The organism is Gluconobacter sp. (assembly GCF_047723935.1).
In the GTDB taxonomy this organism is placed as follows: domain Bacteria; phylum Pseudomonadota; class Alphaproteobacteria; order Acetobacterales; family Acetobacteraceae; genus Gluconobacter.
In genome coordinates this window covers 1-6073 of record NZ_JBDOBO010000111.1, presented here as the reverse complement: position 1 = coordinate 6073, position 6073 = coordinate 1, and the positions used below count along the sequence as shown (strand labels likewise).

The following is a 6073-nucleotide window of genomic DNA, read 5'->3' as shown; positions in this document are numbered from 1 at the left end:
ATTTTCTAGGGAGAAACTCATGGTTCTTGCTTCTCATCTGCCTGCTTAGTAGTTTCAGAAATAATTATTTTATCATGGTTAAATCCTGATTTCTCCATAATATCTTTTACATTCTTTTTTATGTCGTTGGTAATCTCATCCAGGTATCCGTCTTCTAGAAAATCGCTAACTTTTTTGTGGATTTCTTTTAGACTGTACCCGTTTATTTCAGAAATATTCTTTCCTGACTCCGATGCTGCTGTTAGGGCAACTGTTTGTATAGCCAGCGAAGCAATACTAGCTTTCATTTTTCTAATCAAAGTAGCTAACTGCAATTGGTTCACAGCGAGTGTTGTTATATCTATATCGTTAATAATACCATTGCTTGTGTTTTTTTCTTCTTCGTTCATTTTTATTGCGCTTTCACTTCTATTTTTATTGGATTACTTATAAAAATAAGGCCTTGGGATTGGGTTGGTAGCTGCCCACTACCAAGGCTTGAATAGCTATATCAGGCGCGCCTGCTTGGTCGTGCCCATCATGTGCAGGGATGATGATTGGGGACTGAAAAGCCGGGTCCCAGCTCTGAGGCCATAGAATCACAGTGCCATCTTCTTGGATCTGCACTGCCTTAACGGTCGCCTCATATTCGCCAGTATCGTTGCGCTGCACGGCTATGACGAAATCTCCAGTCTTTGGATTAACTCCGAGATCACCGAAATTGATAACTACGACCACAGACCCTTCGGGGAAGACCTTATTCATAGACTGACCGCAAACTTTGAGGCCGTAGCGATGAAATCCTTTGTAGGCGGTGTCTAGAGGTACGGTGATCGCATACCAATCAATTGCAGGCCATTCGATTGCTTCCCGCCAAAGCCCCGCCTGAACGTCGCCTCGTACCTCGATCTGTGTTGTTTGCGTTGGCTGTACGGTAGGCCCCTTGCCTAGAAGATCATCAGACGAACAACCTAATGCCGCAGCAATCCGCGCAAGCTTTGATGCTTCCGGGTTCTTTGACTTGCCTTTGAGAATATCTCGAACGTAGGTCTCGTTCAGGTCAGCCTTTATCGCGAGAGCTTTTTGTTTGAAGCCCTTCGCGTCCATTCGGCGCCGCAGTTCTCTGGCAATAAAACTATCCGTCATATTGGGAAGTATCCCATAAGCGGACTAATTCAGGCAGATGAGATCTGTCCCAATATTTTTGATTGACGAATTGGGACATATCCCATTACGATCCATTCATGAGCACGAATTCTGCCCTACTTAGGGAGATCGAGGCCTTCACCCGCGGTGCGGGGATCGCTGAGAGCACGTTCGGCCTCCAGGCCGTGAATGATGGAAAACTTGTGCGCCGTTTGCGTAGCGGAGGGCGCACCTTTCGGGAGACGGAAGACAGAATTCGCAACTTTATGGCCAATTATTCACCTGCAACCCGAGCCAAGCGCGCCGCGAAGGAGCCCGCGCATGTCTGATGATACATTCTTCCTTAGCGAAGAGCAGACGCGGAACGCCATGTACAATATGGCGCTCCGGAGCGGGTGGATTGTTAGAGATAGGCAGCATTGTCCCCTGCTTCGCGCGCCGTCTGATATGTCAGATATTGTAGCCGCCAAAGTCGATGCCCTAATTCCGGAATACCGCCTGCGAGGCGCTCTCGAAGTATTTTTTCAGGAAAGCGGACTACATGAACTGCTGACCACTCAGTCTCACCATGAACTCCAGAAATCTCTAATGTCGCTTCTGCTTGACCGTTTGCAGAACCTTCAGGCGCACGATGTACGCTCAGAACTTTTACAGACATGGTTGATTGGGTCTCAGACATCCAGTTCATCCTCTGTGTTGGCAGATGGTGATAGCGGGGACTCGGTTGCCGCCGATCCCCGAAATAACGGTACTCCCGATACTTTCGAGAAGGGAGTCGACGGCGATGCCTGACTTGGTGACTATTGAGGCGTTCATTGTGATCGGCTCGGGCATCGTGATGATCCAGGCCGTCATGCTGTTCCTCGCCTTCATGGCTCCGTTTCGGGGGATGAAGTGATGGCGAAAGTTCCTCACAACAAAATCGACTGGACTCCTCTTTTGCCGAGCGTTTTGGCTCTGATGAAGAAGGGTTTGACTGCTCAAAAGATGGGCGAGGCTTTGGGAGTTTCTGCTACCGCCTTGATGTCGGCGATTGAGCGCCATGCGCCTGCCAAGCTGCGCTCAGAGTGGAAGAAGGGTTTTCGCAAGGCAGGTCATACAAAGCCTGCACCAATCTTGCGCGGGCCTCTTGAGGCCGGATCATCCGTGACGTGGAGCGCGCTATGGAATGGGCCGGTCCCAGCCTTTCCGGAAGACTTCAAGCGCAGCCGGTTGAGCTGACCTCACCCGATGCGCGCGCCTAACTCCTCAGCAACGCGAAGCGCGATGTGGTCCCTGACCTCCTGGCACATGCCACGATGCAGGGTTGCCCATATCCGCGCCTGCACGATCAAGCCGCGAGCCAGTACCGGGTCGTCCAGGTCTTGTTCAAGCTGTGGTGTCTGGGGCGGCATGTCCTCCATCGCTGTTCTCCGTTCTTCGCTCAGTGACATGACGAAGAATGGAGCACGCTGATGGAAATTTCTCGGTTCAATCTTTCCCCCAAAAGTCACGCCCAGATGGTGACGAACGAACAGTGCATTGAGACCGTCAGCGGCGCTCTTCAGGCACGCTACGGGGAACTTCGAAACGCCGCCAAACGCGTGTCACGATCGCGCGGCTGGACGGTGAAAGCTTTCACGAACTGGCTCTACGGCAAGAACGCGCCTCGGATGCATGACCTCATCGTCCTGATGGCTGACGACCCTGCGCTTGAGAGCCGGATCAAAGAAATGGTCCAGGAGACCCGCGAATGTTTGCATTTACAGCAATACAGACAGTGAGGTGGCGTGGGTTCGGCTTTGACCGAGCCACGGGCCTCATTGAGTTACGCCTCGGCCTTGTTGGCCTGGCATTTGTGTCCGGAGACCTCTGGACGAAGCACAAGGCGCTTCGGGTGCAATGCGACGAACTGATGCGCGAGAATGAGGCTCTGCGCGGTGAGGTGCAGCATGACTGACCGCCTGGACCGATTGGACGTGTTCCGCATTTTGCGTGAGACGATCCGAATTAAATACGTCAATCAGCGTACTTTTGCGGAGCGGATGGGCTGCACACCGCAATACGTCTCTGACGTCATGAATGGGCGTCGCGATATTCCGTTGGCCTTTTTGAAGGCGTGCGGAATACGTCAAATCACGTACTTTGAGCGTGTGGAGGCCGTGCATGAAGCGGCCTGAAGATCGTCTGCATGAGCAGGTCTGGGACGCGTTGCGTTACGCGCTGCCCTCCGATGCTGTCTGCACCAGCCACGAGAACCGACAGAACGGCGCTCGTGAGGGTGCCAGGCGCAAGCGTCGCGGTTGCCTAGCAGGCTGGCCCGATATTCAAATCCTGTGGCGCGGTCGAACCTATCTGATCGAATTGAAGGCGCTTCGTGGAACGCTGTCAGATGCTCAGCGGGAAATGCACGCACGCATTGAAGGTGCTGGCGTGTGCGTTGCGGTCTGCCGGTCTGTGGACGGCGTGTTCTCAGCTCTTACGGAATGGGGCTTTGAGCTTCGTGCGGAGGTGGTGGCCTAATGGCTCGCATACGCAGCATACATCCGGGTTTATACACGGACGATGCATTCATGACGCTCTCCATGGGCGCTCGAATGCTCCTTATTGGATTGTGGAGCCATGCGGACGATGGCGGCGGCTTTGAGTGGAAGCCTGTCGTCCTCAAGGCCCGCGTCTTTCCAGCGGACAACATCGACGTAACTGATCTCCTGGAGGAACTGGTACGGAATGATGTCATCCAAAAGTATGATTTTGGAGACCGCAGTTACGGAGCGGTTCGGAACTTCGGCAAGTGGCAGCGTCCTAAAAAGCCATCTCGGTTCGTACCTATGCCGGAACCAGTTCGGAATTACTGCGCCTCGAAAGACATTTGCGCGGATACCGTTCCAGAACTGGTTCCGGCTGAGTGTGGAACTAGTGCGGAACCAGTTCCGAACCAGTACGGAAATTCGTCCGCAGAAGGTAGGAAGGTAGGAAGGGATCTACCTCTCACTACGTTCGAGGACGCGGCTCCGCCGTCGTCGCAAGATCAGGCACAAACCGAAATTGCTCGGATTGATGCTGCAGCTCCCCGACCGGTTGACGCCAGGGATCAGCTTTGGACCCATGGAACCCAGGTCGTTCAGCACTCGACGGGGCTGCCGGTCAAACGCGCCAAGAGCCTGATCGGCAAATGGCTGCGGGATTGCGGAGACAGTGCCGAGACGCTGAACGCAATCCTCGACGAGGCTGTGAGCCTACGGCCAGCGGTGTTCAAAGAGTGGGTCACGAAAGCCATCCAGCACCGGATGCAAACAGGTTTCCGGCAGATCGAGGATCAGTGGGGTCTGACCGGCTACGACATCGACGCCAATGCCAAACGCTTCGAGGAGATGGGCCAATGAGCGACACTCTCGCCCCTCTGAACCGCGACCGCTCCCTGCACATCGTAGGTTGGCTCGGAAAACTGGCACGCACCACCCGTCACCAACAGCGGCTGTCACCAGACGAGACCAAGGCCATGCTGGCCGAGTACGCGGAAATGCTGCTTCGGCGGGACATCCCTGGCTCGGCATACTGTCTCGATGCCCTGAGCGCCGTGACGGAACAGTCCGACTGGTGGCCTGCTGTGGGTGCCCTCGCCCGGATGCTGGAAGAATTCGCCCTCGTGCAGCGGGTTCGCCGGAGCAATGCGAACCAGCCGTTGCAGATCGCAGGATCGACCACGAAGGCCCGCGAGTTGTCCGAGACCGACAAGAACTGGCTTCGGAGCTGGCAGCAGAACGAGCAGATGAACTGGAATCTGCCGAACGAAACGGGCGCCACGGATCAGGAGCGATCGGAACGGCGGAAAATCTGGCTGTCCATGCTTCGGCGCTATTCCCCGGCCGTGCACGAGATGGTCACCGGCGTAGAGGCTGGCAGTCGAGATCCTCGGGATTGGAAGGACACCGATCGGCTAAGTCATACATTGCGCCGGATCAGCGAAGGACCGTTTCAGCCGTCGTTTTTCCGCTGCGTTCAGGCCGCAGTCGGCAAGCATGCTCCGGAAAACATGGGTGTGGTGGTCGAAGCGATGAAAGCTGCGAATGTGCCGCTTCAGGAGCAGCGTACAAATGGGGGTAAGCGCTGATAAGGTTGATGGGGTTGATATGAAGTCGAAACCCACCCTGAGAGCCGCGAGGTTGTCCGTAGAGAGCTTTAAAGTCATCCGATAAAGGTATCCGACCCCAAACGGAAAAAACGCGCTGTGCGGCAAAATACGTTGCGCTTGCGCATGAGGTGAGTTACATTCGGTGCAGATACGAAAAAGGGACGGGATTGAGCCCCCGTCCCTTTTAATTCCACGAGCGTCTGAACCGCCTGTGGAAACACCTAACGCTACGTTAGCGCGTGAATCTTACGCGTTAGCAGCGGTGTCGGTCAAGGCGGTTCTTCATTTCTTCATCAGAAAGAAGAGTTCCCACAATGACCAAAAACAACCGAAAACCGTCGAAAAAACTGACTGATCTAGACGCACAGATTATCATCGCGCGTCTTGCGACAAAGGAATATCAGAACCGTATTGCGGCTGATTTCGACGTTAATCCCGGACGGATTTCCGAGATTAAGACCGGAAAAGCTTTTCCTGATCTTCAGCGCCCCTGGAGGTAATTTTATCGGGGCAGCCCTAGTGAGGCTGCCCCTTTTTTTTGTTTGTGAAGGCAGAAAACTATGAACAAAAAAGCAATAAAAAAGAAAAAAATATGGAATTATATCAAATTATCGGCACTCGTTTTTTCAATTCCAATTTCTGTCGTTCTTTGCATTGTAATGGTTTTCATAATTAAGAATGATTCTGCAGACTCAGTATCTTCTTGGGTATCTTCAGCGGCGGCTGTAGCTAGCGCCATAGCTACTATTGGCGTTGGGTACTTTGCGTATGAAATCGCCCAAAAACAAAAAGATTCAGGTCAAATTAGTGTTCTGATAGATGTTTCGAGGTTTT

The 6073-nt window shown here is 53.3% G+C and carries 14 protein-coding genes; 11 read left to right on the top strand and 3 right to left on the bottom strand.

From position 1 onward, the window contains the following. Positions 1 to 17: 17 nt before the first annotated feature. Entirely contained in the window at positions 18 to 389 is a 372-nt protein-coding gene (locus ABF979_RS16075) for a hypothetical protein (protein ID WP_415560707.1), read from the bottom strand. 37 nt (positions 390 to 426) lie between these two features. After that, positions 427 to 1125 carry a helix-turn-helix domain-containing protein gene (locus ABF979_RS16070; RefSeq protein WP_415560706.1) on the bottom strand — a complete coding sequence of 233 codons (699 nt, stop codon included), beginning with the start codon at positions 1123 to 1125 and terminating at the stop codon, positions 427 to 429. Positions 1126 to 1223: 98 nt separating this feature from the next. Here ABF979_RS16070 and ABF979_RS16065 point away from each other — a divergent pair, with 98 nt between their 5' ends. From ABF979_RS16065 to ABF979_RS16055, 3 genes are all read left to right on the top strand, one after another. Beyond that, positions 1224 to 1454, top strand: coding sequence for a hypothetical protein (locus ABF979_RS16065; RefSeq protein ID WP_415560705.1), 231 nt, complete (start codon positions 1224 to 1226; stop codon positions 1452 to 1454). After that, a complete protein-coding gene (locus tag ABF979_RS16060; RefSeq protein WP_415560704.1) occupies positions 1447 to 1917 on the top strand; it encodes a hypothetical protein in 471 nt (156 codons plus the stop codon). The genes ABF979_RS16065 and ABF979_RS16060 overlap by 8 nt, the downstream gene beginning before the upstream one ends. Before the next feature lie 105 nt (positions 1918 to 2022). After that, complete coding sequence (locus ABF979_RS16055; protein WP_415560703.1) at positions 2023 to 2346, top strand: hypothetical protein; 324 nt, start codon at positions 2023 to 2025, stop codon at positions 2344 to 2346. Between the two features lie 2 nt (positions 2347 to 2348). Here the strand turns inward: ABF979_RS16055 and ABF979_RS16050 are convergent, their stop codons facing one another. Continuing rightward, positions 2349 to 2519 (bottom strand): hypothetical protein, encoded by a 171-nt coding sequence (locus ABF979_RS16050; RefSeq protein WP_160298811.1) that lies wholly within the window; start codon positions 2517 to 2519, stop codon positions 2349 to 2351. Positions 2520 to 2579: 60 nt separating this feature from the next. On the opposite strand from ABF979_RS16050, the gene ABF979_RS16045 reads away from it, so the two are divergent. The 8 genes from ABF979_RS16045 to ABF979_RS16010 form a co-directional block, all read left to right on the top strand. Then, entirely contained in the window at positions 2580 to 2888 is a 309-nt protein-coding gene (locus ABF979_RS16045) for a hypothetical protein (RefSeq protein WP_415560702.1), read from the top strand. Then, a complete protein-coding gene (locus ABF979_RS16040) occupies positions 2858 to 3064 on the top strand; it encodes a hypothetical protein (protein WP_415560701.1) in 207 nt (68 codons plus the stop codon). Before ABF979_RS16045 ends, ABF979_RS16040 begins: the two co-directional genes overlap by 31 nt. Next, a complete protein-coding gene (locus ABF979_RS16035; protein ID WP_415560700.1) occupies positions 3057 to 3284 on the top strand; it encodes a helix-turn-helix domain-containing protein in 228 nt (75 codons plus the stop codon). Before ABF979_RS16040 ends, ABF979_RS16035 begins: the two co-directional genes overlap by 8 nt. Beyond that, complete coding sequence (locus tag ABF979_RS16030) at positions 3271 to 3627, top strand: VRR-NUC domain-containing protein (protein WP_086634822.1); 357 nt, start codon at positions 3271 to 3273, stop codon at positions 3625 to 3627. The genes ABF979_RS16035 and ABF979_RS16030 overlap by 14 nt, the downstream gene beginning before the upstream one ends. A gap of 50 nt (positions 3628 to 3677) precedes the next feature. After that, a complete protein-coding gene (locus tag ABF979_RS16025; RefSeq protein WP_415560699.1) occupies positions 3678 to 4490 on the top strand; it encodes a hypothetical protein in 813 nt (270 codons plus the stop codon). Then, on the top strand, positions 4487 to 5218 hold the full coding sequence (locus ABF979_RS16020) for a hypothetical protein (RefSeq protein WP_415560698.1): 732 nt from the start codon (positions 4487 to 4489) through the stop codon (positions 5216 to 5218). Before ABF979_RS16025 ends, ABF979_RS16020 begins: the two co-directional genes overlap by 4 nt. 335 nt (positions 5219 to 5553) lie before the next feature. Further along, a complete protein-coding gene (locus tag ABF979_RS16015) occupies positions 5554 to 5739 on the top strand; it encodes a hypothetical protein (protein ID WP_415560697.1) in 186 nt (61 codons plus the stop codon). 60 nt (positions 5740 to 5799) lie between these two features. Further along, the coding region (locus tag ABF979_RS16010) for a hypothetical protein (protein WP_415560696.1) at positions 5800 to 6073 on the top strand (274 nt) is incomplete at its 3' end.